General features: G+C 65.6%; 25 protein-coding genes. 10 read left to right on the forward strand and 15 right to left on the reverse strand.

Annotated elements, in window-relative coordinates:
* Positions 1–193: 193 nt before the first annotated feature.
* The 7 genes from coaA to hisB all read right to left on the reverse strand — a co-directional run bounded on the left by coaA (position 194) and on the right by hisB (position 4,950).
* Positions 194–1,150, reverse strand: a complete 957-nt coding sequence (gene coaA / locus LPW26_RS15860) for a type I pantothenate kinase (RefSeq protein WP_238736382.1) — start codon at positions 1,148–1,150, stop codon at positions 194–196.
* A 113-nt stretch (positions 1,151–1,263) separates the two neighbouring features.
* A complete protein-coding gene (locus tag LPW26_RS15865; RefSeq protein WP_238736383.1) occupies positions 1,264–1,587 on the reverse strand; it encodes a phosphoribosyl-ATP diphosphatase in 324 nt (107 codons plus the stop codon).
* 67 nt (positions 1,588–1,654) lie between these two features.
* Complete coding sequence (hisF, locus tag LPW26_RS15870) at positions 1,655–2,422, reverse strand: imidazole glycerol phosphate synthase subunit HisF (RefSeq protein ID WP_238736384.1); 768 nt, start codon at positions 2,420–2,422, stop codon at positions 1,655–1,657.
* Between the two features lie 7 nt (positions 2,423–2,429).
* Entirely contained in the window at positions 2,430–3,167 is a 738-nt protein-coding gene (gene hisA / locus LPW26_RS15875) for a 1-(5-phosphoribosyl)-5-[(5-phosphoribosylamino)methylideneamino]imidazole-4-carboxamide isomerase (protein WP_238736385.1), read from the reverse strand.
* Positions 3,164–3,814 carry an imidazole glycerol phosphate synthase subunit HisH gene (hisH, locus tag LPW26_RS15880; RefSeq protein WP_238736386.1) on the reverse strand — a complete coding sequence of 217 codons (651 nt, stop codon included), beginning with the start codon at positions 3,812–3,814 and terminating at the stop codon, positions 3,164–3,166. The genes hisA and hisH overlap by 4 nt, the downstream gene beginning before the upstream one ends.
* Positions 3,811–4,329: a DUF2628 domain-containing protein gene (locus tag LPW26_RS15885; protein ID WP_238736387.1), complete on the reverse strand. Its 519-nt coding sequence runs from the start codon at positions 4,327–4,329 to the stop codon at positions 3,811–3,813. Before LPW26_RS15885 ends, hisH begins: the two co-directional genes overlap by 4 nt.
* A 27-nt stretch (positions 4,330–4,356) precedes the next feature.
* The gene (hisB, locus tag LPW26_RS15890; RefSeq protein ID WP_238736388.1) at positions 4,357–4,950 is read right to left on the reverse strand and encodes an imidazoleglycerol-phosphate dehydratase HisB; all 594 of its coding nucleotides are present in this window, start codon (positions 4,948–4,950) and stop codon (positions 4,357–4,359) included.
* A 191-nt stretch (positions 4,951–5,141) separates the two neighbouring features.
* Here hisB and hslV point away from each other — a divergent pair, with 191 nt between their 5' ends.
* From hslV to hslU, 3 genes are read left to right on the forward strand one after another with little or no spacing between them, the layout of a single operon-like run.
* Positions 5,142–5,711 (forward strand): ATP-dependent protease subunit HslV, encoded by a 570-nt coding sequence (gene hslV, locus LPW26_RS15895; protein ID WP_238736389.1) that lies wholly within the window; start codon positions 5,142–5,144, stop codon positions 5,709–5,711.
* The gene (locus LPW26_RS15900) at positions 5,708–6,319 is read left to right on the forward strand and encodes a DUF2585 domain-containing protein (RefSeq protein ID WP_238736390.1); all 612 of its coding nucleotides are present in this window, start codon (positions 5,708–5,710) and stop codon (positions 6,317–6,319) included. Before hslV ends, LPW26_RS15900 begins: the two co-directional genes overlap by 4 nt.
* A 53-nt stretch (positions 6,320–6,372) precedes the next feature.
* The gene (gene hslU / locus LPW26_RS15905; protein WP_238736391.1) at positions 6,373–7,677 is read left to right on the forward strand and encodes an ATP-dependent protease ATPase subunit HslU; all 1,305 of its coding nucleotides are present in this window, start codon (positions 6,373–6,375) and stop codon (positions 7,675–7,677) included.
* A 403-nt stretch (positions 7,678–8,080) separates the two neighbouring features.
* On the opposite strand, the gene LPW26_RS15910 is transcribed toward hslU, so the two are convergent.
* Genes LPW26_RS15910 through LPW26_RS15920 form a run of 3 tightly spaced genes read right to left on the reverse strand, consistent with a single transcriptional unit; the run spans position 8,081 to position 10,905 of the window.
* Positions 8,081–8,674, reverse strand: coding sequence for a Smr/MutS family protein (locus LPW26_RS15910; RefSeq protein WP_238736392.1), 594 nt, complete (start codon positions 8,672–8,674; stop codon positions 8,081–8,083).
* A 4-nt stretch (positions 8,675–8,678) separates the two neighbouring features.
* Positions 8,679–10,220 carry a murein transglycosylase A gene (mltA, locus tag LPW26_RS15915; protein WP_406677700.1) on the reverse strand — a complete coding sequence of 514 codons (1,542 nt, stop codon included), beginning with the start codon at positions 10,218–10,220 and terminating at the stop codon, positions 8,679–8,681.
* Positions 10,198–10,905, reverse strand: a complete 708-nt coding sequence (locus LPW26_RS15920) for a Tim44/TimA family putative adaptor protein (protein ID WP_238736393.1) — start codon at positions 10,903–10,905, stop codon at positions 10,198–10,200. The genes mltA and LPW26_RS15920 overlap by 23 nt, the downstream gene beginning before the upstream one ends.
* A 433-nt stretch (positions 10,906–11,338) precedes the next feature.
* Here LPW26_RS15920 and secB point away from each other — a divergent pair, with 433 nt between their 5' ends.
* Positions 11,339–11,809 (forward strand): protein-export chaperone SecB, encoded by a 471-nt coding sequence (gene secB / locus LPW26_RS15925; protein ID WP_238736394.1) that lies wholly within the window; start codon positions 11,339–11,341, stop codon positions 11,807–11,809.
* Positions 11,810–11,945: 136 nt separating this feature from the next.
* Here secB and dnaQ read toward each other — a convergent pair whose 3' ends face one another.
* The 4 genes from dnaQ to LPW26_RS15945 are packed head-to-tail and all read right to left on the reverse strand — an operon-like array spanning position 11,946 to position 14,738.
* Positions 11,946–12,641 carry a DNA polymerase III subunit epsilon gene (gene dnaQ, locus LPW26_RS15930; RefSeq protein ID WP_238736395.1) on the reverse strand — a complete coding sequence of 232 codons (696 nt, stop codon included), beginning with the start codon at positions 12,639–12,641 and terminating at the stop codon, positions 11,946–11,948.
* Between the two features lie 37 nt (positions 12,642–12,678).
* Entirely contained in the window at positions 12,679–13,278 is a 600-nt protein-coding gene (gene coaE / locus LPW26_RS15935; protein ID WP_238736396.1) for a dephospho-CoA kinase, read from the reverse strand.
* A gap of 15 nt (positions 13,279–13,293) precedes the next feature.
* Positions 13,294–13,902, reverse strand: a complete 609-nt coding sequence (locus tag LPW26_RS15940) for a Maf family protein (protein ID WP_238736397.1) — start codon at positions 13,900–13,902, stop codon at positions 13,294–13,296.
* Entirely contained in the window at positions 13,899–14,738 is an 840-nt protein-coding gene (locus tag LPW26_RS15945) for a pyruvate, water dikinase regulatory protein (protein WP_238736480.1), read from the reverse strand. Before LPW26_RS15945 ends, LPW26_RS15940 begins: the two co-directional genes overlap by 4 nt.
* 450 nt (positions 14,739–15,188) lie before the next feature.
* Here LPW26_RS15945 and hemJ point away from each other — a divergent pair, with 450 nt between their 5' ends.
* Both hemJ and rho read left to right on the forward strand, forming a co-directional pair.
* Positions 15,189–15,629, forward strand: coding sequence for a protoporphyrinogen oxidase HemJ (gene hemJ, locus LPW26_RS15950; RefSeq protein WP_238736398.1), 441 nt, complete (start codon positions 15,189–15,191; stop codon positions 15,627–15,629).
* 268 nt (positions 15,630–15,897) lie between these two features.
* Positions 15,898–17,163 carry a transcription termination factor Rho gene (gene rho / locus LPW26_RS15955; RefSeq protein WP_238736399.1) on the forward strand — a complete coding sequence of 422 codons (1,266 nt, stop codon included), beginning with the start codon at positions 15,898–15,900 and terminating at the stop codon, positions 17,161–17,163.
* Between the two features lie 4 nt (positions 17,164–17,167).
* Here the strand turns inward: rho and LPW26_RS15960 are convergent, their stop codons facing one another.
* Positions 17,168–18,118: a phosphatase PAP2 family protein gene (locus LPW26_RS15960; protein WP_238736400.1), complete on the reverse strand. Its 951-nt coding sequence runs from the start codon at positions 18,116–18,118 to the stop codon at positions 17,168–17,170.
* Between the two features lie 176 nt (positions 18,119–18,294).
* Here LPW26_RS15960 and mnmE point away from each other — a divergent pair, with 176 nt between their 5' ends.
* From mnmE to LPW26_RS15980, 4 genes are all read left to right on the forward strand, one after another.
* Positions 18,295–19,611 carry a tRNA uridine-5-carboxymethylaminomethyl(34) synthesis GTPase MnmE gene (mnmE, locus tag LPW26_RS15965; protein WP_238736401.1) on the forward strand — a complete coding sequence of 439 codons (1,317 nt, stop codon included), beginning with the start codon at positions 18,295–18,297 and terminating at the stop codon, positions 19,609–19,611.
* A gap of 114 nt (positions 19,612–19,725) precedes the next feature.
* A complete protein-coding gene (mnmG, locus tag LPW26_RS15970; protein ID WP_238736402.1) occupies positions 19,726–21,594 on the forward strand; it encodes a tRNA uridine-5-carboxymethylaminomethyl(34) synthesis enzyme MnmG in 1,869 nt (622 codons plus the stop codon).
* A 366-nt stretch (positions 21,595–21,960) separates the two neighbouring features.
* Positions 21,961–22,671 carry a 16S rRNA (guanine(527)-N(7))-methyltransferase RsmG gene (gene rsmG, locus LPW26_RS15975; RefSeq protein WP_238736403.1) on the forward strand — a complete coding sequence of 237 codons (711 nt, stop codon included), beginning with the start codon at positions 21,961–21,963 and terminating at the stop codon, positions 22,669–22,671.
* Entirely contained in the window at positions 22,658–23,512 is an 855-nt protein-coding gene (locus tag LPW26_RS15980; protein ID WP_238736404.1) for a ParA family protein, read from the forward strand. Before rsmG ends, LPW26_RS15980 begins: the two co-directional genes overlap by 14 nt.
* Positions 23,513–23,625: the final 113 nt, after the last annotated feature.

Below are 23,625 nucleotides of genomic sequence, written 5' to 3' on the forward strand. Positions count from 1 at the left end.
GTCGCCCGGTCAAGCCGGGCGATGACGGCGGGGAATGGGGCGGCTGCCACAACTCACGTCCGGCGCTCACAACCTACCGTCATTGCCGGGCTTGACCCGGCAATCCATCCTCTTCGCAAGAGTCCTTCGATGGCACGCTTCGCGCGCGATGGATCCGCGGGTCAAGCCCGCGGATGACGGCCGACGGGTGGAGCTACAGCCGCCGCAGCGCCACGGAGTCGACAACGTGATCGGCGCCCTTCTTCAGAATCAGCGTCGCGCGCGGCCTGGTCGGCAGGATGTTGTCTTCGAGGTTGGCGAGGTTGGTGCGCTCCCAGATCGCGATCGCGGTGGCTGTCGCCTCTTCGTCGGACAGCGGCGCGTAGCGGTGGAAGTAGGAGCGCGGATCGTGGAACGCGGTGTCGCGCAGCGCCAGGAAGCGCCGGATGTACCAGTCGCGCAGCACCGGCTCGTCGGCGTCGATATAGACCGAAAAATCGAAGAAGTCGGACACCACCGGCACCGCCTGTCCGTCGCGCGGCAAGCGCCCCGTCTGCAGCACGTTGACGCCCTCGACGATCAGGATGTCGGGCCGATCCACTACGGTGAATTTGTTGGGCACGATGTCGTAGGTGAGATGCGAATAGATCGGTGCCTTGACCTTGCGGCGGCCCGACTTGATGTCGCTGAGGAAGCCGAGCAGGGCGGGCAGATCGTAGCTCTCCGGGAAACCCTTCTTCTGCAGAATGCCGGCGCGCTCCAGGATCGCGTTCGGGTACAGAAAGCCGTCGGTGGTGACGAGATCGACCTTCGGGCGCGGCGACCAGCGCGCCAGCAGCGCCTGCAGCACGCGCGCCGTGGTCGACTTGCCGACCGCCACCGAGCCGGCGACGCCGATGATGTAGGGCATCTTGCGCTCGACCACGCCGAGGAAGCGGCGCTGCGCGTAGTACAGCTGCTGCATCGACGCGACATGGATCGACAGCAGCCGCGACATCGGCAGATAGATCTCCTCGACCTCGGTGAGGTCGAGCCGGTCGTGCATCGATTTCAACGCCGCGATCTCGGCGGCGTCGAGCGTCATCGGGGTGTCCTGGCGCAGATTGGCCCACTCCGACCGCGAGAAGGTGCGGTAGGGGTTGTAGTGGTGCAGTTCCGACCTGGCATCCATCGCGTCGTCCTCGCCTTGTTTCCGGTAGCGGCTTTTGTTGTTGTTGCGGCCCTCGGCCGATCGATCGAATGGGCGTCGTTGTTCGGCGAGGCCGCCCGGCCGCGCCGGCTGGGTTAATCGCGTTTGCGCGAGGCTTTCTCTTCAAGTCCCGACATCGCGGTGCGCTGGCCGAGCGTGGCCTCGACTTCGTCCAGCGTAACGCCGCGCGCCTTCAGCAGCACCAGCATGTGGAACAGCACGTCGGCGGCTTCGGCGATCAGGTTGCTGCGGTTGTTCTCGACCGTGGCGATCACCAGCTCGACCGCCTCTTCGCCGAACTTCTTGGCGCAGTGCTCGGCGCCCTTGTCGAGCAGCTTCTTGGTGTAGGACGACTCGCCGCCGGAGGCGGCCCGTGCCTCGATGGTGGCTTCGAGATCTTGGAGCGTGAAGCGGGCCATACGCGTACTCTACAGTTCTGCCGGTCGGATATTACCGCGCCGGTCAACGTGAAGCCAGAGATCGAGCCTAAGGATCGAGCCGCATCGGCAAACCGGCCCGAACCATATGATCCTTGGCCTGACGAATGGTGTATTCGCCGAAATGGAAAATCGATGCCGCCAGCACCGCGGTGGCGTGGCCCTCGCGAATGCCATCGACCAGATGGTCGAGATTGCCGACGCCGCCCGAGGCGATCACCGGCACGCCGATGCTGTCGGCGATCGCGCGGGTCAGCGGCAGGTCGAATCCGACGCGGGTGCCGTCGCGATCCATCGAGGTCAGCAGGATCTCGCCGGCGCCGAGCGACACCACTTCCTGGGCGAACTCGATCGCGTCGATGCCGGTGCCCTTGCGGCCGCCATGGGTGAAGATCTCCCAGCGGTCCCTGTTCGGCACCCGCTTGGCATCGATCGCCACCACGATGCACTGGTCGCCGAACTTCTCGGCCGCTTCCTTGACGAATTCGCGCCGCGCCACCGCGGCCGAATTGATCGACACCTTGTCGGCGCCACTGCGCAGCAGCGTCTTGATGTCGTCGACGGTGCGCACGCCGCCGCCGACCGTCACCGGCATGAAGCAGGCCTCGGCGGTCCGCCGCACCACATCCAGCATGATGCCGCGGTTCTCATGGGTGGCGGTGATGTCGAGGAAGCACAGCTCGTCGGCGCCGGCGGCGTCATAGGCGATCGCCGCTTCCACCGGATCGCCGGCGTCGCGCAGATCGACGAAGTTGACGCCCTTGACGACGCGGCCGTCCTTGACGTCGAGGCAGGGAATGACGCGGACCTTGAACATTGTGCCCTCAAGCCGCCTTGGCGGCGCCGATCAGCGCCAATGCTTCGGCCGGATCGAGCCGGCCGTCATACAGCGCCCGCCCGGCGATCGCGCCTTCGAGCTTGTTGGCACGCGGGCTCAGCAGCGTTTTCACATCCTCGATCGAGGCGAGGCCGCCCGAGGCGATCACCGGGATCGAGATCGCATCCGCCAGCGCAATCGTGGCGTCCCAGTTGATGCCCTTGAGCAGGCCGTCGCGGGCGATGTCGGTGAAGATGATCGCGGCGACGCCGGCGTCCTCGAAGCGCTGCGCGATGTCCAGCGCGGTGACCTGCGAGCTCTCGGCCCAGCCTTCGACCGCCACATTGCCGTCGCGGGCATCGAGGCCGACCGCGACGCGGCCGGGGAATTGCTTCGCGGCGTCCTTGACCAGCGCGGGATCGCGCACCGCGGCGGTGCCGATGATGACGCGCGAGATGCCTTTGGTGAGCCAGGCCTCGATGGTCTTCAGGTCGCGGATGCCGCCGCCGAGCTGCACCGGCATCGACACCACCTTCAGCATCGCTTCCACAGCCTGCGCGTTCATCGGCTTGCCGGCGAAGGCGCCGTCGAGATCGACGACGTGCAGATACTGGAAGCCCTGCGCCGCAAAGCTTTTCGCCTGCGCGGCCGGATCGAGATTGAACACGGTGGCGCGCGCCATGTCGCCCTGTTCGAGCCGCACGCACTGGCCGTTCTTGAGATCGATCGCGGGGAAGAGAATCACGGCTTCCACTTCAGAAAATTCGAGATCAGCGCCAGGCCGAAGCGTTGGCTCTTCTCGGGGTGAAACTGGGTGCCCAGCATGGTGTCGCGGCCGACCACCGCGGTGAGCGGGCCGCCGTAATCGGCGCGCGCCAGCACGTCGGTTTCGCTTTGCGCAGCGAGGTGGAAGGAGTGCACGAAATAGGCGTGCAGGCCCTTCGGCCCGAGCGGCAGCCTGTCGAGCACCGGATGGTCGCGCAGCACGTCGAGCGTATTCCAGCCCATATGCGGGATCTTCAGATCCTCCTGCTGGGGCGCGATCTTGACCACGTCGCCGGGAATCCAGCCGAGCCCGTCGGTGGTGACGTGCTCCTTGCCGCGGGTCGCCATCAGCTGCATGCCGACGCAGATGCCGAAGAACGGCCGCGCCTTGACCCGCACCGTCTCGTTGAGCGCCTCGACCATGCCGTCGATCGCATCCAGCCCCTTGCGGCAGTCCGCGAAGGCCCCGACGCCGGGCAGCACGACGCGGTCGGCGCGAAACACCTGCTCGGGATCGCGGGTGACGATGATCTTTTCGGGATTCTCCAGCCCGCGCGCCGCGCGCTCGAACGCCTTGGCGGCCGAGTGCAGATTGCCCGACCCGTAATCGACGATGGCGACGCTCATCGCAGGCCTCCCGGACGCGGGAACGAGCCGACGATGTCGCCGTGGATCGAGGACGCCGGCAGCGGCATGCTGCGGGTCGGCGGCGGCGCGCCGCGGTCGATCGGCAGCGAGAAGCTCATGGCGGTGCCCTGCCGGCCGGACCAGCGATCGAAGAAGCGTCGCTCGGCGGCGGGCAGGTCCTCGCCGATCACGACGTCGAGCTGGCGCCAGCCGCGGCGGCGCAGCGTCCAGCGCCACAGGCTGCCGGCCTCGAGACCGAGCAGCATGGCGATCAGCAACAGCACCAGAAAGCGCGGCCCGGACGCGACGCCGAGTGCGCTCAGCGCCACCGCGGCGGCCACCGACACGGCCAGATAGCCCAGCAGTGCCAGCCACAGCCGCCGCGTCAGCAGCCACAGCGGCCCGAACACGAACGCCCAGACATAGAAACCGTCGCGCACGAACACGAAGCGGTCGGGCGCGGCGCCGCGCTCGTCGCCGTCGGACGGGGGCGCATGAACTGTGTAGACCGGCATCAGATATCTCCGCCGCTGGACGGCGCCCTAGCCGCCGAGCTGCCCCTTGGTCGACGGCACTTCGCCCGCCGCCTGCGGATCGATCGCCACCGCGGCGCGCAGCGCCCGCGCCAGACCCTTGAAGCAGGATTCGGCAATGTGGTGGCTGTTCACGCCATATAGGGTTTCGACGTGCAGAGTCACACCCGCATTCATGGCGAAGGCCTGGAACCATTCGCGCACCAGCTCGGTGTCGAACTCGCCGATCTTGTCGCGCGGAAACTCCGCCTTGAACACCAGGAACGGCCGCCCCGAGACGTCGATCACCACCCGCGTCAGCGTTTCGTCCATCGGCATCAGCATGCTGGCATAACGGGTGATGCCCGCCATATTGCCGAGCGCCTGCCTGACCGCCTGGCCGAGCGCGATGCCGACGTCCTCGGTGGTGTGGTGGAAGTCGACATGCAGGTCGCCGACCGCCTTGACGGTGATGTCGATCCGCGAATGCTTGGCCAGCAGTTCGAGCATATGGTCGAAGAAGCCGATCCCGGTCGCCGAATTGGACACGCCGGTGCCGTCGAGGTTGACGGTCACCTCGATGTCGGTCTCGCGGGTCTTGCGCTTGATCGTCGCCGTGCGCATGAAAGCGGCCTCTCCTGGAAAAACGCGGCCCTTTTAACAGGCGGATGACGGCTTCGCTACTGCACGCGGCGCAACCGCGTCCCGATCTTCGTCCTATGGTGACCGGAATTCGGCCATTCGGGTCATCGGTGGATGGTCGGTTTGCAACGGCGGCCAGTCGTGCCTAGATCAGCGCTCGCGAAAGGACTGCCATGAACATTCATTCTTCCTCGGGCGAGGCCGCTCCGCAGGTCTGGCACGGCACCACCATCCTGACGGTGCGCAAGGGCGGCAAGGTCGTGATCGGCGGCGATGGCCAGGTCTCGATCGGCCAGACTGTGATCAAGGCCAATGCCAAGAAAGTCCGCAAGCTCGGCAAAGGCGATGTGATCGGCGGCTTTGCCGGCGCCACCGCTGACGCCTTCACGCTGTTCGAACGGCTCGAGGCCAAGCTCGAGCAATATCCGGGGCAGCTCACGCGCGCGGCGGTCGAGCTCGCCAAGGACTGGCGCACCGACCGCTATCTGCGCCGGCTCGAGGCCATGATGATCGTCGCCGACAAGGACGTCTCGCTGGTGCTGACCGGCACCGGCGACGTGCTCGAGCCGGAAGCCGGCGTGATGGCGATCGGCTCCGGCGGCAATTATGCGCTGGCGGCCGCGCGCGCGCTGATCGACACCGATCAGGACGCCGAGACCATCGTGCGCAAATCGCTCGGCATCGCGGCCGAGATCTGCGTCTACACCAATGGCAACCTCACCATCGAGACGCTGCCCGCATGAGCACTATGCGGGCCGAGCGGCCGGTGGCGTCCGCGGCCGGCCTGCCGGTCCACTGGGCGCTGGCCGTCGTTCTGGCCCTGCTGGCGGTGCAGGCGGCGGCGCTCTGGATGATGGGGCGGGTGCCGATCTGCACCTGCGGCACCGTGAAGCTCTGGCACGGCGTGGTGCAGAGTTCGGAGAATTCGCAGCACCTCACCGACTGGTACACGTTCTCGCACATCATCCACGGCTTCCTGTTCTACGCCGGCACATGGCTGCTGCTGCCGCGATGGTCGTGGGCGGCGCGGCTGATCGTGGCGGTGCTGATCGAAGGCGCCTGGGAATTGACCGAGAATTCGAGCTTCATCATCGAGCGCTACCGCGCCGGCACGATCTCACTCGATTACTACGGCGACAGCATCGTCAATTCGGTCGCCGACACGGTGTCGATGATCGCCGGCTTCCTGCTCGCCCGCTGGCTGCCGGTCGCCGCCACGATCGCGATCGCGCTGCTGTTCGAGGTGCTGGTCGGCCTGCACATCCGCGACAATCTGACCCTCAACGTCATCATGCTGATTCATCCGTTCGACGCTATCCGGCAGTGGCAGGCGGGACCGCCGATCATCTGACTGCCTGCATCTAGCCGCTTGCTCCGCACTCCGACCGACCCTACGTAGGCCCCATGACCGACTTTTCCCCCCGCGAAATCGTTTCCGAACTCGACCGCTTCATCGTCGGCCAGGCCGATGCCAAACGCGCGGTCGCCATCGCGCTGCGCAACCGCTGGCGGCGGCTGCAGCTCGAAGGCAGCTTGCGCGAAGAGGTGCTGCCGAAGAACATCCTGATGATCGGCCCGACCGGCGTCGGCAAGACCGAGATTGCGCGGCGGCTGGCCAAGCTCGCCGGCGCGCCGTTCCTCAAGGTCGAAGCCACCAAGTTCACCGAGGTCGGCTACGTCGGCCGCGACGTCGAGCAGATCATCCGCGACCTCGTCGAAGTCGCGATCGCGCAGGTGCGCGAGAAGAAGCGCAAGGACGTCCAGGCGCGCGCCCAGGTCGCCGCCGAGGAGCGCGTGCTCGACGCGCTGGTCGGCCCCGGTTCGAGTGCCGCGACGCGCGACTCGTTCCGCCGCAAGCTGCGCGCCGGCGAACTCAACGACAAGGAAATCGAGATCGAGACGCAGGGCGGCGGCGGCGGCGCCCCGATGTTCGAAATCCCCGGCATGCCCGGCGCGCAGATGGGCGCGATTTCGCTCGGCGACATTTTTGGCAAGATGGGCGGACGCACCAAGACGCGTCGGCTTTCGGTCGTCGACTCGCACGAGATCCTGGTCAATGAGGAGGCCGACAAGCTGCTCGACAGCGATCAGCTGGTGCAGGAAGCGATCAGCGCGGTCGAGAACAACGGCATCGTATTCCTCGACGAGATCGACAAGATCTGCGTCCGCGACGGCCGCAGCGGCGGCGAAGTCTCGCGCGAGGGCGTGCAGCGCGACCTGCTGCCGCTGATCGAAGGCACCACCGTCGCCACCAAGCACGGCGCGGTGAAGACCGAGCACATCCTGTTCATCGCCTCGGGCGCCTTCCACATCGCCAAGCCGTCCGACCTGTTGCCCGAACTGCAGGGCCGCCTGCCGATCCGCGTCGAACTCAACGCGCTGACGCGCGACGACATGCGCCGCATCCTGACCGAGCCGGAAGCTTCGCTGATCAAGCAATACGTCGCCCTGCTGCAGACCGAAGGTGTCACGCTCGAATTCGGCGACGACGCCATCGACGCGCTCGCCGACGTCGCGGTCGGCGTCAATTCCACCGTCGAAAACATCGGCGCGCGCCGGCTGCAGACCGTGATGGAGCGCGTCCTCGACGAGATCTCCTTCGTGGCCCCCGACCGCGGCGGCGAAACCATCCGCATCGACGCCGACTACGTCCAGAAGAACGTCGGCGATCTGGCCAAGAACACCGATCTGAGCCGGTTCATTCTGTAGCGGCCGTGTTGTCGGTGGTCATCTCGTCAGCCATCGCGTTCAGGTGATTGCAGACTCGGGCGGACGACTAAGCGCACGGCGCATCCCCAACCAGAGCCGTCGTGCCCGGGCTTGACCCGGGCAATCATCCCGTGCGTAAGCGCGCTGTGTGAGTCTCCGCGAAGACGATGAATTGCCGGGTCAAGCCCGGCAATGACGGGTGTGGGGTCGTGATGCGTTTCGGCTAACTACCGGCCTCTCCCCGACTCTCCCACGTCATCGCCCGGCTTGTCCGGGCGACCCAGTATCGTAGAGCGTCCGCGGCTCAGTAACAGTCGCCCTGGAATACTGGATCACCCGCATGCGCGGGTGATGACGACAGGGGATGGGGATGCGTCGGTGGATGAAATCCAGAGCTTGCTAACTAACCGCGCGCCCTTCGCACCCGCACATACAGGGCGCCTTCGCCGCCGTGGCCGATCGCGGCTTCGTCGAAGCCGACCACGTAGCTGCGGAACTCCGGAAGGCTGAGCCACTGCGGCACCTGGCGGCGGAGCACGCCGCGTTCCGGATCGCCGCCGAGCCGGCTGCCTTTGCCGGTGATCACCAGCACGAACGACAACCCGTCGTGACTGGCGTGCTGCAGAAATCGTAGTAGCGCGTGATGCGCGCGCGCCTGGGTCATACCGTGCAGGTCGATCCGGGCGTCGATGTCCTTGCGGCCGCGCGACAGATGCGAGCGCTCGCGGCGGCCGAGGCTGGCCAGCGGCGGCGGGCTCATCGGCGCTGCGAGTTTCACCGGTCGCTTGACCGGGTGCTGCGGCGGCGCAGGGGCGGGCGGCTTCGCGGCGGGCACCTCCGGCGGCGCTGTGACGACCTCGATCCTGGTCAGCAGCGGCCGGCCGCGGAGCGGCTTGACCTGCTTGGCGACGCTGTCCCACAGCGCGCGCTCGTCCTCGCTGAGATGGCGCTTGCGGCGCTGCGCCGGTGGATCGAGCGGAGGAATGACGCGCTTCATGGCATCAATCCGCGCGGCGATCGGCATCGCGGTCGTTGCTTCGCGGCTTGCTCTTCGGTGCCGCGGTCGGAGCGGTGTCCGGACGGGCCTGCGGCGTCGGCGTCGCCTGGGTGGTGGCCGATGCCGGCGCTGGCGCAGCGGCCGGCTCTGGCGGCTTGGTCTCCGTTGACGGCGCGGGCGTGGGCTCCTTGGGCAGCGTTTGCGGGAACAGCTTGGCGATCTTGGCCGAGGGCCGCGGCTCGGGCAGCGGCATGGTGCGGCCGCGCGACAGCGGATCCAGGCTCCTCGGCATCAGCATCACGAACCGGATCGGATGCCGCATCCGGCCGGCCACCGCGCCGGCTTCGGCGCCGGCGCCGAAATACAGATCAGCCCGGGCGGGGCCGACGATCGCCGATCCGGTGTCCTGCGCCACCATCAGCCGGCGGAACGCCGACTTGGCGTTGACGCTCTCGACCGGCAGCTCGCCGGTGATGAAGAACGGCGTGCCGTAGACGTGCAGCGCCTTGTCGACCGCGATCGAGCGGCCGGCCGTCAGCGGTACGCCCTGCGCGCCGACTGCCTCGTCGTCGTCCTTCAGCTTGACCTCGCGGAAGAACACGTAGGAGCGGTTGGCGCGGCGCAGATCCTTGGCGCCGTCCGGATTGGCGTCCATCCACTCGCGGATGCGCTGCATCGACATCTGCTCTTTGGGGATGATGCCGCGATCGATCAGCACGCGGCCGACCGGCGTGTAGGGATAGCCGTTGTGAGCATCGTAATTGATCCGCACGACGCTGCCGTCCTCGAGCTTGACGCGCGCCGAGCCCTGGATCTGCGAGAACAACAGATCGGTCTGGCTCTTGAGCCAGCAGATCTCCAGCCCGCGGCCGGCGACGGCGCCATCCTCGATCGCGCCGCGGTCGTAATACGGCACCAGCTTGCGCCGCCCGATCTTGCGATACACCGGCCCGCCATTCGGCAGCGCCGCGTCCTGCTGATAGCCGCGGACGAACAGGTTCGAGGGCCGGCGATACACTGGGACGTTATAGACGTCGGTCCGCACCCGCGAGCCGTCGACGACCGGCTCGTAATAGCCGGTGACGAAGCCCGCATCCTCGCCGATCCGGGAAATCTCCACCGGCAGAAAATGCTGTTCGAAGAATCTTCGCGCGGCCGCATTGCTGGTGATATTCGCACCACGCGCCGCCGTACAGGGCTCGACCAGTGAGGCGCCGAGCGGCTTGCTGTCGGATGTCGACCGGGTCCGGCTGGCCAGGATCGGGCGGCAACTCACCCTGAATGTCTTGAGCGCGGCGAGCTGATCGTCGGCATCCCAGCCGGCGACCTGATCCCAAGCGATCGGCGCATATTGGGCGCCGGGAATTTCCACCGGCCACAGCGGCGGACCCTGCCGCTTGGCGACGTGATGATGATGTTTCGACGCGGAATGCCGGGGCGCAGCGTCCGCCGCAAGCGGCGTCAACAGCAGCACGGCAAGAGCACCGCGCGCCCAGGGGGCGCGCGATACGCCGCGCAGCAGTTCACTGGCCCGCGCCGGTCCCAACCAGCTTCCAGTTCGGATCACGCGAGCTGATGTCGCGGGCGAAGGTCCAGACGTCGGTGATGTCCGCCACCTTGTCGGGGCTGCCGTCGACAATCGCGCCAGCCTTGTCACGCGTCACCGAGATCATCTGCGAGACGAACCGCACGGTCAGCTGCGCGGTGTGGTCGCGCACTTCGGCGCCGGTCAGTTCGGCCTTTTCGATCGCCACGAAGCGGGTCTCGGTCTTGTACTCGTTCTTCTCGCGATCCTTGATGGCGGAATCGAAGCTGTCATAGACCTCGCTCGACAGCAGATCCTTGAGGGCGCGGCGATCGCCATTGGCGAACGCCATCACGATCATCTCGTAGGCGCTCTTGGCGCCGGTCAGGAAGTGATTCGCGTCGAACGAGGAGTCCTGCAGCAGCACGGCATTGAGGCCGTGGGCGAGCGGCGACTCCGGCTCGGCGATCCCCTTCCAGCGATCCGATGGCGGCACCACATCGGCGCTCGGCGCAGCCGGCGCCTGGTCGATCACCGAACCGGGCATCGGCACCACATTGGTGTCGGGCTTGCCGGGCAGCACGTCCCGTGCCGCGGCGCGATCGAACGGCGGACGTTCATTCCCGGTTTTTTGGCCCAGCACATTGCGCAGACGCAGGAAGATGAACACCGCAAGTGCCAGGAAGATGATGGTGTAAATATCCACGTCGCTTCACTTTCTCATCGGCGCCGGCCCTGACGCGTTGCGCGCTGGCCGGCGGCCCAGATTCACGATGGGCCGGCCCCCACATGTAGGGAGCAACTCGGCCCGTCCAATGCCGCGTTTTGGCACAGCCGGGCCGGTTGGCAAGTGCCGTTCCGCCGCGCCCGTGCTCAGATCCAGTCAAATGTAGGCCCTTCGCAGCAACTGGGAAACCGGATCATTGTAAGAAAGTTCACGGCGCCAGTGATTTAGGCCCGATGGCCCGGCCGTGCGAGCACCGTCCGGGCACCGCCGATCGGCCGCGTCTACCGCTTCGGTCGACCTTGTGGATGGCGGCGCGGCTATGATAGCCACTCGCCGACGCGTTCACCCGCTTATCCGCGTGGATGCCGCCCCGGCGGCCACAGCCTCCCGCGCGCTCCAGGAGAGAATTTTGATGACCAACGGCAATGGTGCTCCTCCCGAGGGCGCTCCTCCGCAGCTCAACGTGCTGGCGCAGTACACCAAGGACCTGTCGTTCGAGAACCCGAACGCCCCGGCCTCGCTGGCGCCGCAGCAGAACCAGCCGGCGATCAACATCCAGATCAATGTCGGCGCCAACAAGCTCGCCGACACCGAATTCGAAGTGACGCTGTCGATCGAGGGCAAGGCCGAATCCGGCAGCAGCGTGCTGTTCAGCTTCGAACTCGCCTATGCGGGCGTGTTCCGCATCACCAACATCCCGGAAGAGAACCTGCATCCGCTGATCATGATCGAATGCCCGCGGCTGCTGTTCCCGTTCGCCCGCGAGATCATCGCCACCGCGGTCCGCGACGGCGGCTTCCCGCCGCTGATGCTCGACCCAGTCGATTTCGTCGGCCTGTACCGGCAGAACCTCGAGCGCGCGCAGCAGGGCCAGCCGAGCTGAGCCTTCGGGCCCAGCGCAGATCCAGAATATCGTCATGGCCGGGCTCGTCCCGGCCATTTGCGTTTCAGGGTTGAACGCTCGGAATGTGGACGCCCCCACAGGGCACGGCATCACAAGGTCGGGGCGTCTCGGCAGCTCAGGCGCCGGCCAGATATTCGTTCCAGATCGCCTTCTCGCCCATCAGACCGATGAACGCCCGGTGGGCTTCGATGTCGCCATCGGTGACGCGCGGCACCAGTGCGATCGGGCGCTGCCGGCGCGGCGTGTCGCCGCCGACGCCGCTGTGATCGGACGGGACCTCGGCCAGAATCAGCTGCGACTGCCGCGCTCCGATCAGGTCGATGTAGACTTCGGCCAGCAGTTCGGCGTCGAGCAGCGCGCCGTGCTTGGTGCGGCGGGAGTTATCGATGGCGTAACGCGAGCACAGATCGTCGAGCCGGTTCGACACGCCGGGATGCTTGCGGCGCGCCAGCAGCAGCGTATCGACCAGCCGCTCACGCGGGATCGCGATCCGCGACACCCGCGCCAGCTCGGCATTGATGAAGCCGATGTCGAACGAGGCGTTGTGGATCACCAGCGGCGCGTCGCCGATGAAGGCGAGGAATTCGTCGGCAACCTGGGCGAACAGCGGCTTGTCGGCGAGAAACTCGGCCGACAGGCCGTGCACCGCAAAGGCCTCGGCCGGCATATCCCGCTCGGGATTGATGTAGCGGTGATAGGTCTGCCCTGTCGGCATCCGGTTGTAGATCTCGACGCAGCCAATCTCGACCAGCCGATCGCCGCGCAGCGGATCGAGGCCGGTGGTTTCGGTATCGAGAACGATTTCACGCATGGGATGTCAGCAGTCCGGCAAAACAGAGCTCACCGAATCACGGCCGGCGCCGGGGCATTTTAGCAGCGGCAGCGAGAATTTCCTGGATTCGGGCCCGCACCGGATCGAGACCGTCCGAGGTATCCACTACGAAATCCGCGCGCTTGCGCTTTTCGGCGTCCGGCATCTGCCGGGCCAGGATGGCGTCGAGCTTATCGGGTGTCATGTTGTCGCGGGCGAGAATGCGCTCGCGCTGCACGATCGGCGACGTCGTGACCACCACCACCGCGTCAACCCGCTTCTCGCCACCGGTTTCAAACAGCAGCGGCACGTCGACCACCGCAACCGCCGCGCCGGACGATTCGGCATCGTCCAGGAAGGTCTGATGATGCGAGCGCAGCATCGGATGCACGATCTGTTCGAGCCGCTTCATCGCCGCGGCGTCGTGCACGACCTTCGCCGACAACAGCGCGCGGTCGACCTTGCCGTTGACCACAGTGCCGGGAAACGCCGCCTCGATGGCCGGCACCGCTTCGCCCTCGTAGATCTTATGCACGGTGGCGTCGGCGTCGTAGACCGGCACCCCGGCTTCTTCGAACAGCTTGGCGGTGGTCGACTTGCCCATTCCGATCGACCCGGTCAGTCCAAGCACCAGCATGGCGTCGCCTGCTCCCTAAAACGTCAGCAATTTCTGGCTACGCAGAAATCCGAGCAGAGGCAACAGCGGCAGGCCGAGGATGGTGAAGTGGTCACCATGAATGCCGTCGAACAGATGCACGCCGAGGCCTTCGACCTGATAGCCGCCGACGCTCGACGTTGCGGTGTCGCCGGCCTGATCCAGATAGGCGGAGATCTCGTCATCGGTCAGCGGCCGCATCGTCATCCGGGCGATGGCGACATCGGAGAACAGCACCACACCATTGCGCACCAGCGCGATCGCCGAATGCAATTCATGACGTCGACCGGCGAGCTCGCGCAACTGTTTGGCGGCTTCCGTGCGGTCAGCCGGCTTGTTGAAGCCGCGGGCGCCGAGCGCCAGGGTCTGGTCGGCGCCGAGCACCAGGCGGCCGGGACTGCGGTTCGAGACGAACGCGGCTTTTTCCCGCGCCAGCAGTCCGGCGATCTCGCCGGGCGCCGACAGGCCGGAGGCTTTGGCGATGCCGCGCTCGTCGATGTCGGCGGGAATCGCGTCGAACGGGATTCCCGCATTGGCCAGCAGCAACTGCCGCGCGCGGCTTTGCGACGCCAGCACCAATGGCTGCAGCCCGAGCCACAGCGTCATTCCGCCATCCTCTGACGCTGCCGATCGGCGAGCAGTTTCATAATCGCCGCAGCGGTTTCTTCGATCGAGCGGCGGGTGACGTCGAGCAGCGACCAGCCGTATTTAGCGCTGAGCCGGCGCGCCAGCAGCACCTCGTCGGTCACCGCCTGCTTGTCGATGTATGAATCATTGCCGGCTCCGGCGCCGAGGCTGAGCAGACGATTCTGCCGCACCTGAATCAGCCGTTCCGGCGTGGCGTGCAGGCTCACCACCAGCGGCTTCTTCAGGGTTTCAAGCTGATGCGGAATCGGAATGCCGGCGACCAGCGGCACATTCGCGGTGCGGATTCCGCGATTCGCCAGATAGATCGATGTCGGGGTCTTCGACGTGCGCGACACGCCGACCAGGACCACGTCGGCCTCTTCCAGGCCTTCTACATGCTGGCCGTCGTCATGCATCATCGAATAGTTCAACGCGTCGATGCGCTGGAAATATTCGGCGTTCAGGGTGTGCTGTGCGCCGACCCGGCCGGTGGTCGATGCGCCCAGATAGGCCTCGAACAACTGCATCACCGGCCCGATGATCGACAGGCTGGGGCTGTTGATCTCCTGGCATTTGGCCTCGAGCCGGTTGACCAGCTCGCTCTCCAATAGGGTGAACAGCACGATGCCGGGCGATTCCTCGATCTCCTGCAGCACGCGGTCGAGCTGCTTCTGGCTGCGCACCAGCGGATAGACATGTTCCACGGCGTTGACGTTGGCGTATTGGGCCGCGACCGCACGGGACACCGTAATCAGAGTCTCGCCGGTCGAGTCCGACACCAGGTGAAGGTGAAAATAGCTGCCATCGGTCAGCATCATGACCCTGTGTATCCTGTGAACAACGGGGCGAACACCGCCGGATTGCGGCGCCGCGGCCGGCGCGGGCGGGATAACCCGGCTTTTTCTTCACAGGCCTCGGGGTGAGGAAAGTGTCTCGGGATGAAGCCGAGGTTAACGGGTGTATGTGGATTTGTCTCTTGATAATGCGACGGCAAAACGGCCCGGACCGCCCACCGCACAGCACTCGGCGCGCTTGGGACAGCGCCGGCCGTAGCCTGTGCAAATGTGAATCGCACGAGGACAAGCCGGAGCATCTGTTGCGCCGGCACTATCCCCTGTCACTACGACTCAAACCCTAAGAATCTATAAATATTGTTTAGGGAGGTGGAGCTTGCGGAAAACTCCGTCATCGCGCATTCGATTAACGCGCGGTGAGGAACGTCGGTTCCGATCCTGGACGCGAAAGCCACGCGATGGGCGACCCACATGCTCGACTGGACCGATGTCTATCTCTGGGTGAAGGCCCTGCATGTCATCGCGGTGATCTCATGGATGGCCGGCATGCTCTACATGCCCCGGCTGTTCGTCTACCACTGTGCCGCCGAAGTCGGATCGGTTCAGTCCGAGACGTTCAAGGTGATGGAGCGGCGCCTGTACCGGGCGATTATGAACCCGGCCATGATGGTGGCCTGGGTGGCGGGCCTGGTGATCGCCTGGCAGCAGGGCTATTTCGCGGTCGGCTGGTTTCACGCCAAGCTCGCTGCGGTTATTTTAATGACCGTGATCCACGTCATGCTGGGCCGCTACGTGCGCGATTTCGCCGCAGACCGGAATACGCGATCACACAAATTCTATCGTATCATCAATGAGGTACCGACTCTACTGATGGTCGGAGCGGTAATCTTCGTGGTAGTCAAGCCGTTCTGATGCCGCAAAATCGAGCGGCATCACGATATCGAACGCCTTGCGAAGCTCCGGGCGATTTTCTATAGTCCTTCCGTCCCACCTAAAGCAGGCGAATGTGGTTGCGACCCGGTTCCGTTTTGCCCGGCCGCCGCATCGGGTTTGAAGCCTCTTCGCACCTTCCTTGCTCAAGACGTCGTCGACCTGAAGACCTGCGGACTCCCCGTATTTCCAGGCGCCGCTCTCTTCCGCTGACGAATCCCTTCTGTCGCTTTTCCACAGGACTATCCCAATGCGGGAAATGAAACTTCAAGACCTCAAGGCCAAGACGCCGGCCGAGCTCGTCTCGTTTGCGGAAGAGCTGGGGGTCGAGAACGCCAGCACGATGCGCAAGCAGGAGCTGATGTTCGCCTGCCTGAAGCAGCTGTCGGCGAAAGAGACCGATATCATCGGCGAAGGCGTCGTCGAGGTCCTGTCCGACGGCTTCGGCTTCCTTCGCTCCCCGGATGCCAACTATCTGCCGGGCCCGGACGATATCTACGTTTCGCCCTCGCAGATCCGCCGCTTCGGCCTGCGCACCGGTGACACCATCGAGGGCCATATCCGCAGCCCGAAGGAAGGCGAACGCTACTTCGCGCTGCTCAAGGTCAACACGCTGAACTTCGAGGATCCCGAGAAGTCCAAGCACAAGGTCAATTTCGACAACCTCACGCCGCTGTTTCCCGATGAGCGCTTCCGGCTCGAGATCGACGATCCGACCCGCAAGGATCTGTCGGCCCGCGTCATCGACATCGTGGCGCCGATCGGCAAAGGCCAGCGCGCCCTGATCGTGGCGCCGCCGCGCACCGGCAAGACCGTGCTGATGCAGAACATCGCACACTCGATCACCGCCAATCATCCCGAGTGCTATCTGATCGTGCTGCTGATCGACGAGCGGCCCGAAGAAGTCACCGACATGCAGCGTTCGGTGAAGGGCGAGGTGGTGTCATCGACCTTCGACGAACCGGCGGTGCGCCACGTCCAGGTCGCCGAGATGGTGATCGAGAAGGCCAAGCGTCTGGTCGAACATGGCCGCGACGTCGTCATCCTGCTCGACTCAATCACGCGTCTGGGCCGCGCCTACAACACAGTCGTGCCATCCTCCGGCAAGGTGCTGACCGGCGGCGTCGACGCCAACGCGCTGCAGCGCCCGAAGCGCTTCTTCGGCGCCGCGCGCAACATCGAAGAGGGCGGTTCGCTCACCATCATCGCCACGGCGCTGGTCGACACCGGCTCGCGCATGGACGAAGTGATCTTCGAAGAGTTCAAGGGCACCGGCAACAGCGAACTGATCCTCGACCGCAAGGTCTCGGACAAGCGCACCTTCCCGGCGATCGATATCTCGCGCTCCGGCACCCGCAAGGAAGAGCTGATCACCGATCCGCAGGTGCTGAAGAAGATGTACGTGCTGCGCCGCATCCTGAACCCGATGGGCACCATGGACGCGATCGATTTCCTGCTCGACAAGCTGCGCAACACCAAGAGCAACAACGAGTTCTTCGAGTCGATGAATACCTGACGAATTAGGCGTGCGCGGCTTCCGGTTGGAAGGCGCGCACGGCTGATCTCTGGCGGCAGGCGATGGCGATCGCCGCCGACGCCACCATGGCTCCGGCCAGGACGTCGACGAGATAGTGCGCGCCGTCGACCGGCGTGCTGGCGATCATCATTGTGTTGATCACCAAGCCGACGATCCGCAGCCAGCGGATCCGCCACAGCGCCCAGGTGAATAGAATGCCGTCGGCGGTGTGGAAGCTCGGAAACGCAAGCAGCCCTTCGAGATCGTCCAGGCGAACCGTCGACATCGTGCCGCTTCGCAGCGCCTCGATGGTGCGGGCGGGCGTGTAGATATCGGCCGACAAGGCGGACAGTCCATGCGGCGCCAGGTCGACATAGACCACAGCGCCGACCGCCGGAACCAATGTCGCAATCACCGTGGTGGCGAGTAACGCCAGTCCGAAGGCGAGCACGAATTGGCGCATACGCAATTGCTGGCCGGCGAGCAGCAGGACAAGCGGCACCAGCACGGTCTGCGGTTGGATCGACAAATAGGCGGCGTTGAAGAGCGCTGAGAGCGCCGGGATCGCGTGGTAGGCGGCCAGATAGCGCTGCCTGTCGAAGCCAAGCCAGACGTCGATCGCCTGCAGTTCGGCGTCGCGCAGCGGCAGACCGATCGCAATCGCCACGTAGGTCAGCAGCACGCCAAGCACCAGCAGCAGGACCAACTGGCCCATGCTGATCAAGGCTGCGACGATCGAGGGCTCGGCTCGGAATTTGGCGTAATAGATGGTCACCGCCGTGTAGGCCGCGATGGCGGCCAGCAAGGCGGGATTGCTGGTCAGATCGATCCGGATCCGCAGCAGCGGAAAGCCTGCCACGACGCCGAACATCATGAGCGCGATCAGCGCCCAGATGTGCAGGCTGGTTTGGCGTCCGGCCATGTGGTCGGGCGCAGAGTTCAGTTCTATCCGCATTTGCAATCAGGGGCGGTTGATGCTGGTGGCAAATGTACAGGACGGATATGAGCGCTTATTGAGGATCCGGCTCGGCGCGAGCGCGATGTTGCAGGTGAGTTAATGGTTGGTTTCTGCGGCTTCGCCGTCGACGAACGCCGCGGCCCGGAGCCGGTCTGCTTCCATGGGAGTCTGCAGTGAACGCGGGCGCACAGACCATCTTCGCGCTGTCTTCGGGGCGTCCGCCGGCGGCGGTTGCGATCGTGCGGATATCTGGTCCGCGTGCTGCGGCTGCCGTGCAGATGTTGGCGGGCAGGGTGCCGACGGCCCGCATGGCGACGCGGGCGACTCTGCGGGACCATAATGGCGGGCCGCTCGACGATGGACTGGTGCTGTGGTTTCCAGCGCCGGCCAGTGCCACCGGCGAGGACGTCGCCGAGTTCCATATTCACGGCGGGCGCGCCGTATTGGCCGCGCTGACGGCGGTGCTGTCCTCGTTCGAAGGGGTGCGGCCGGCCGAGCCGGGCGAATTCACCCGGCGCGCATTCGAGAACGGCAAGCTCGATCTCACCGAGGCGGAGGGGCTCGACGATCTGATCCACGCCGACACCGAGATTCAGCGCCGCCAGGCGATGCGGCAGCTCGGCGGCCTGCTCGGCGATAGGGCCCGGCAATGGCGGGCGCAGATCATCGAGGCGGCCGCACTGATCGAAGCGGGGATCGATTTTTCCGACGAAGGCGACGTGCAGGGCGACTTGATGGCGCCGGCGCTGCGCACAATCGCCGGGCTGCATGGCGAGATCACCGAGGTTCTGGCGGCGGAAGGTCGGGGCGAGCGGCTGCGCGATGGACTGGTGGTGGCGATCGCCGGGCCGCCGAACGTCGGCAAGTCGACGCTGATCAACAAGCTGGCCCGGCGCGACGTCGCGATCGTGTCGCCCTACGCCGGAACCACGCGGGACGTCATCGAGGTGCAGCTTGATCTCGGCGGCTATCCGGTGACGGTGATCGACACGGCCGGCATTCGGCAAAGCGATGACCCGATCGAGCAGGAGGGCATTCGCCGCGCGCAGGCCCGGGCGGCGGAAGCCGATCTGGTGTTGTGGTTGAGCGATGGCGACGGGACAGAGCACCCGTGGTTCGGGTCGGTAGCGCTCTGGAGCGTTCGGACCAAGGCTGATCTGGCGGAGGAGGTGGCCGAGCCAGGTGGTTCGTCGTTCGTCATTTCGGCTGAAAGCGGCCTCGGCGTGGTGGAGCTTATTGCTGCGGTGCAGCAATTTGCGGAACAGTATTTTGCCGTTGGAGAAACTAGCCTGATTTCGAGAGTGCGCCACCGGACATTGCTGCAAAAAGCCGCCCTTATGCTGCATTGCAGCATGAAACCCGATCTTGAGCCGGAATTCGTTGCCGAGGAACTTCGGCTGGCCTCTGTTGCGTTGGGGCGGCTGTTGGGCCGCGTCGACGTCGAAGACGTGCTCGGCGAAATCTTTGGCCGCTTCTGCATCGGGAAATGATTGAAGCCTGTTCGGCTGGCGCGCCCACAGCGATGTTTCACGTGAAACAGGGGCCAGCTCACGGGCCGGCAATACCGCTTCAAAGCCAGGACAGAGTGCGCTAGAAGCCGGCGGATGTGGACAACTTTCGACGTCATCGTCATCGGCGGCGGCCATGCCGGCTGCGAGGCTGCGGCCGCATCAGCACGGCTCGGCGCGCGCACGGCGCTGGTCACGCATCGCTTCGCGACGGTCGGCGCCATGTCGTGCAATCCGGCGATCGGTGGACTCGGCAAGGGCCACCTGGTCCGGGAGGTCGATGCGCTGGACGGGCTGATGGGCCGCGTCGCCGACGCCGGCGGCATCCAGTTTCGCATGCTCAATCGGCGCAAGGGTCCGGCGGTGCGCGGGCCCCGAACCCAGGCGGATCGAAAGCTCTATGCCGGCGCCATGCAGGCGGCGATCCGCGCCACACCGAACCTCGAGGTGATTGAAGGCGAGGCCGACGCCCTGCGGTGGGACCAAGGCCGGATCACCGGACTTCGGCTTGCGGACGGTCGCGAACTGGTGGCCGGCTCGGTGGTCGTCACGACTGGGACCTTCCTGCGCGGCCTGATTCATCTCGGCGAACAGAGCTGGCCGGCCGGCCGGATCGATGAAGCGCCGGCGCTGGGTCTGTCGGCCTCGTTCGAGGCGATAGGTTTCACGCTGGGCCGGCTCAAGACCGGCACCCCACCGCGGCTCGACGGCCGCACGATCGACTGGGGCGCAGTCGAGATGCAGCCGGGCGACGATCCGCCCGAGCCGTTCTCGGTGCTGACCGCTGCGATCAACACACCGCAGATCGAATGCGGCATCACCCGGACGACGCCGGCGACCCACGAGGTGATCCGCGCCAACGTGCATCGCTCGCCGATGTATTCCGGCCAGATCCAGTCGACCGGGCCGCGCTATTGCCCGTCGATCGAGGACAAGATCGTCAAATTCGGCGACCGCGACGGCCACCAGATCTTTCTGGAGCCCGAGGGGCTCGACGATCCGACCGTCTATCCCAACGGGATCTCGACCTCGCTGCCCGAAGAGGTGCAGCGGGTGATCCTGAAGACGATCCCCGGCCTCGAACGGACCGACATGATCCGGCCGGGCTATGCGATCGAATACGACCATGTCGATCCGCGCGAACTGGAGCCGACGCTGCAGACCAAGCGGCTGCGCGGGCTGTTCCTGGCCGGGCAGATCAACGGCACCACCGGCTATGAAGAAGCAGCCGCCCAGGGGCTGGTCGCCGGTCTGAATGCCGCACTGCTCGCGGGCGGCGGCGAACTCGCGGTGTTCGACCGCGCCGATGGCTATCTCGGGGTGATGATCGACGATCTGGTGACCCGCGGCATCACCGAGCCGTATCGGATGTTCACCTCCCGGGCCGAATATCGTCTGACGCTGCGTGCCGACAATGCCGATCAGCGCCTGACCGACCGTGGTCTTGCGCTTGGCTGTGTCGGCAACGAGCGGGCGGCGTTTCACCAGACCAAGATGGCGGCGCTTGCCGATGCGAAAGCGCTGGCTCGGTCGGTGTCGATCACGCCGAACGAAGCCGCCCGGCACGGTCTCGCGCTCAATCGCGACGGGCAGCGCCGCTCGGCATTCGATCTGCTGTCGTATCCGGAGATCGGGTGGGAGCAGGTGAGGGCGATCTGGCCCGAACTGGGCGCCGTTTCGCCCGTGATCGCCACCCATGTGGAGATCGATGCCAAATACGACGTCTATCTGGAGCGGCAGAAGGCGGACGTCGAAGCGTTTCGGCGGGATGAAAGCCTGTCTCTGGTCGAGATCGACTATGCACAGGTGCCTGGTCTGTCGAATGAAGCCCGAACCCGGCTGGAACGGCATCGCCCGCACACCGTCGGGCAAGCCGGCCGCCTCGATGGCATCACGCCGGCCGCGCTCGGGATTCTGGCGGCCTATATCCGGCGAGAAGCGCGGAAACGGCCCGCTGTCGGTTAGTCTTGAGGCTGGCTCTTGGGACGAACTGTTTCACGTGAAACATCCGCGGGTTTTAGAAGGGGACGAGCGCCCGTTCAGTGCTCGCGTCGCCCTCACCCCAACCCTCTCCCGCAGGCGGGAGAGGGAGTAGGCCTTGCTCGTGAAGCGTCTGTGCTAGAATCAGTAAGGTACGGCTCGCGAACGGCTGAAATCCACATCTCCCATGACGCCTAGGCATCTCCCCGAGCACAGCGGGCTCCCTCTCCCGCTTGCGGGAGAGGGTTGGGGTGAGGGCGCCTCAGGCAATGCACTGCGTGTAGATCTAGAAGTAGCCGGAAGCGCACCGGCACCTTATGTGTAGATCCGTAGAGACGGAGTTCCGGGCAGATGCCCACACGCAGCCAATCCTCGATGATGTCCTCCACGCCGGATCATACAGACAAGGCCGCCGCCTTGGCGCTCACGCCTGTTTCACGTGAAACAGAGCAGAGGCTCGACGCCTATCTGGATCTGCTGCGGCAATGGCAGGCGAAGACCAATCTGGTCGCGCCGTCCACGCTGCCCCACCTGTGGACCCGGCACGTCGCCGACTCGCTCCAGCTCCTCGCTCTGGCGCCGGATGCCCGCCGCTGGCTCGACTTCGGCAGCGGCGGCGGCTTTCCCGGCATCGTGCTGGCCTGCGCCATGGCCGAGGTCGGCGGCCACGTCACGTTGGTCGAGCGCATCGCCAAGAAAGCTGCCTTTTTGCGTGAAGCGCTGCGCGTGACCGGCGCGCCCGGCACTGTGGTGCTCGGGGACATTGGGGATAACGTGGATAGGTTTCCCCAGCGGCTCGATTGCATCACCGCGCGCGCCGTCGCTCCGCTACACCAGCTCATCGGTTTCGCCGAACCTCTGATGGCTCCTGGCACACACGTGCTGTTCCTCAAGGGCCAAGATGTAGAGGCTGAATTGACGGAAGCCACCAAATATTGGAATATCGAGCCGCGTTTGCATGCCAGCTTGACCGGGGGTCAGGGCTGGGTCGTCGAACTCGACCGGATCGACCGCCAGGCCCCGACCGCCGCCAGCAAAGAAGCCGCGCATGACCGTCATTGATGAGATATATCAAGAGGATAAGGGCATGACCGAGCCCTTGCGCCCGCGCATCATCGCGCTCGCCAATCAAAAAGGCGGGGTCGGGAAAACCACCACCGCGATCAATCTCGGCACTGCGCTGGCCGCCATCGGCGAGCGCGTGCTGATCGTCGATCTCGATCCGCAGGGCAACGCCTCGACCGGCCTCGGAATCGACCGCCGCGACCGCAACTGTTCGACCTACGACGTGCTGGCCGGCGAAGCGCCGCTGCGCGACGCCGTGGTGGCGACCGCTGTGCCGCGGCTGCATATCGCCGCCTCGACCATGGATCTGTCGGGTCTCGAGCTCGAACTCGGCCACAGCCGCGACCGCGCCTTTCGGCTGCGCGACGCCATCGGGCTGCTCAACAAGGACATCGATCCGCCGCTCGACTACACCTATGTGCTGATCGACTGCCCGCCGTCGCTGAACCTTCTGACCGTCAACGCGATGGCGGCCGCGGATGCGATCCTGGTGCCGCTGCAGTGCGAGTTCTTCGCCCTCGAAGGTCTGTCGCAGCTGCTGCAGACCGTCGAGCAGGTGCGCTCGACGCTGAACCCCGACCTCACCATCCACGGCATCGTGCTGACGATGTTCGACAGCCGCAACAACCTGTCGAGCCAGGTCGTCGCCGACGTCCGCCAGTTCATGGGCAAGAAGGTCTACGACACCATGATCCCGCGCAACGTCCGGATCTCGGAAGCGCCGAGCCACGGCAAGCCGGTGCTGGTCTATGATCTGAAATGCGTCGGCAGCGAAGCTTACTTGAAGCTCGCGACCGAAGTGATCCAGCGCGAGCGCGAACTACGCACGGCGCATTGAGGCGACGCCCCGTAGGGTGGGCAAAGCGAAGCGTGCCCACCGCGGCTGCGATAAGACTGATGGCGGAACGATCAGCGCGTGGGCACGGCGCATCTCGGACCGACCAGATGCGA

This window comes from Rhodopseudomonas infernalis (assembly GCF_022271405.1).
Classification (GTDB): Bacteria; Pseudomonadota; Alphaproteobacteria; order Rhizobiales; family Xanthobacteraceae; genus Rhodopseudomonas; species Rhodopseudomonas infernalis.

Coding starts and splice junctions, on each gene's coding strand:
- coaE (WP_238736396.1), bottom strand. CDS start 13,278: ATGCTGGTGCTTGGACTGACCGGGTCGATCGGAATGGGCAAGTCGACC.
- mnmG (WP_238736402.1), top strand. CDS start 19,726: ATGTGGACAACTTTCGACGTCATCGTCATCGGCGGCGGCCATGCCGGC.
- dnaQ (WP_238736395.1), bottom strand. CDS start 12,641: ATGCGTGAAATCGTTCTCGATACCGAAACCACCGGCCTCGATCCGCTG.
- rsmG (WP_238736403.1), top strand. CDS start 21,961: ATGCCCACACGCAGCCAATCCTCGATGATGTCCTCCACGCCGGATCAT.
- rho (WP_238736399.1), top strand. CDS start 15,898: ATGCGGGAAATGAAACTTCAAGACCTCAAGGCCAAGACGCCGGCCGAG.
- coaA (WP_238736382.1), bottom strand. CDS start 1,150: ATGGATGCCAGGTCGGAACTGCACCACTACAACCCCTACCGCACCTTC.
- secB (WP_238736394.1), top strand. CDS start 11,339: ATGACCAACGGCAATGGTGCTCCTCCCGAGGGCGCTCCTCCGCAGCTC.
- LPW26_RS15940 (WP_238736397.1), bottom strand. CDS start 13,902: ATGACGCTGTGGCTCGGGCTGCAGCCATTGGTGCTGGCGTCGCAAAGC.
- LPW26_RS15960 (WP_238736400.1), bottom strand. CDS start 18,118: ATGCGGATAGAACTGAACTCTGCGCCCGACCACATGGCCGGACGCCAA.
- LPW26_RS15910 (WP_238736392.1), bottom strand. CDS start 8,674: ATGAAGCGCGTCATTCCTCCGCTCGATCCACCGGCGCAGCGCCGCAAG.
- LPW26_RS15945 (WP_238736480.1), bottom strand. CDS start 14,738: ATGCTGACCGATGGCAGCTATTTTCACCTTCACCTGGTGTCGGACTCG.
- hslV (WP_238736389.1), top strand. CDS start 5,142: ATGAACATTCATTCTTCCTCGGGCGAGGCCGCTCCGCAGGTCTGGCAC.
- hemJ (WP_238736398.1), top strand. CDS start 15,189: ATGCTCGACTGGACCGATGTCTATCTCTGGGTGAAGGCCCTGCATGTC.
- LPW26_RS15865 (WP_238736383.1), bottom strand. CDS start 1,587: ATGGCCCGCTTCACGCTCCAAGATCTCGAAGCCACCATCGAGGCACGG.
- LPW26_RS15980 (WP_238736404.1), top strand. CDS start 22,658: ATGACCGTCATTGATGAGATATATCAAGAGGATAAGGGCATGACCGAG.
- hisF (WP_238736384.1), bottom strand. CDS start 2,422: ATGTTCAAGGTCCGCGTCATTCCCTGCCTCGACGTCAAGGACGGCCGC.
- LPW26_RS15900 (WP_238736390.1), top strand. CDS start 5,708: ATGAGCACTATGCGGGCCGAGCGGCCGGTGGCGTCCGCGGCCGGCCTG.
- hslU (WP_238736391.1), top strand. CDS start 6,373: ATGACCGACTTTTCCCCCCGCGAAATCGTTTCCGAACTCGACCGCTTC.
- hisB (WP_238736388.1), bottom strand. CDS start 4,950: ATGCGCACGGCGACGATCAAGCGCAAGACCCGCGAGACCGACATCGAG.
- LPW26_RS15885 (WP_238736387.1), bottom strand. CDS start 4,329: ATGCCGGTCTACACAGTTCATGCGCCCCCGTCCGACGGCGACGAGCGC.
- hisH (WP_238736386.1), bottom strand. CDS start 3,814: ATGAGCGTCGCCATCGTCGATTACGGGTCGGGCAATCTGCACTCGGCC.